The organism is Streptomyces sp. CC53 (assembly GCF_001865245.1).
Taxonomy (GTDB): Bacteria; Actinomycetota; Actinomycetes; order Streptomycetales; family Streptomycetaceae; genus Streptomyces.
In genome coordinates this window covers 1-982 of sequence record NZ_MKXB01000130.1, presented here as the reverse complement: position 1 = coordinate 982, position 982 = coordinate 1, and the positions used below count along the sequence as shown (strand labels likewise).

General features: G+C 79.1%; 1 protein-coding gene. It reads left to right on the top strand.

The window, feature by feature from the left end:
• On the top strand, positions 1–982 hold a 982-nt coding region (locus BJP40_RS12110; RefSeq protein ID WP_071280378.1), incomplete at both ends, for a DUF6545 domain-containing protein.

The following is a 982-nucleotide window of genomic DNA, read 5'->3' as shown; positions in this document are numbered from 1 at the left end:
CCCGCCGCTGGATCGGCGGGTACGCGGTGCTCGTCGCCGCCATCGTGGTGATGTTCGTGCTGGGGGACGCCCCCGTGGAGCGCCGCGCCGACCTCGACACGTACTACGCCGCCACGCCGTTCATCCGGGAGATGGTGCTGCTGTACCTGGCGGGGCTGCTCACGGCGGCCGCGGCCACCTGCGTCCTGTGCTGGCGGTGGGCGCGGGAGGTGCGCGGCTGGGTGCTGGCCGGGCTGCGGCTGCTCACCGCGGGCTCGGCGGGGATCGCGGCGTTCGCGCTGGCCAAGCTGGCGGCCGTGGTCGCGCGCTGGTCGGGCCGGGACTGGGCGGAGCTGAGCACGACGGTCGCCCCGCGGGCCGTCGCGGTGGCCGCCGTGCTGTCCGCCGTCGGATACGTCATCCCGCTGGTGGGCCCGCGGTTGGCGGAGGGCGCCCGCGACTGGTGCACCTACCGGCGGCTCGGCCCGCTGGAGCGCGAACTGGCACCCGTGCTGGCGCGCCGCGCGCTGCGGGCGCCCGGTTCGTGCGGGCTGTCCCCCGCCGCCCGCCTGGTGTGCCGGGAGAGCAGCATCCACAACGCCCTCGCGCACCTGGCCCCGCTCTTCGACCGGGCGCTGCACGAGCACACCTACCAGGCCGCCCTGCGCGACACCGGCGACCGGGGGCGCGCCGAGGCCACCGCGTGGGCCGCCGTCATCGCCGCGGCGGCCCGCACCGCCCTGCCCGACCCCACCGGTCCGGGCAGCCCGGGGCACGGGGGTCAAGCGGCGGGCGGGAGGCGTGCGGGGGGCGGTACCACCGGGCGGGCCGGTTCGGAAGCGCCGGGGAGGAGGGGTGCGCCGGGTGGGACGGAGGCGTACGGCGCCGATGCCCGGCCCGTGCTCGTCCACGGCGGTGACGGCGCGGACCGGCGGATGTCCGCCGTTCCGGGCGGTACCCCGGCCGGCCTCGCCAGGCCCGCCCCCGCCACCTGGCCCGCCGT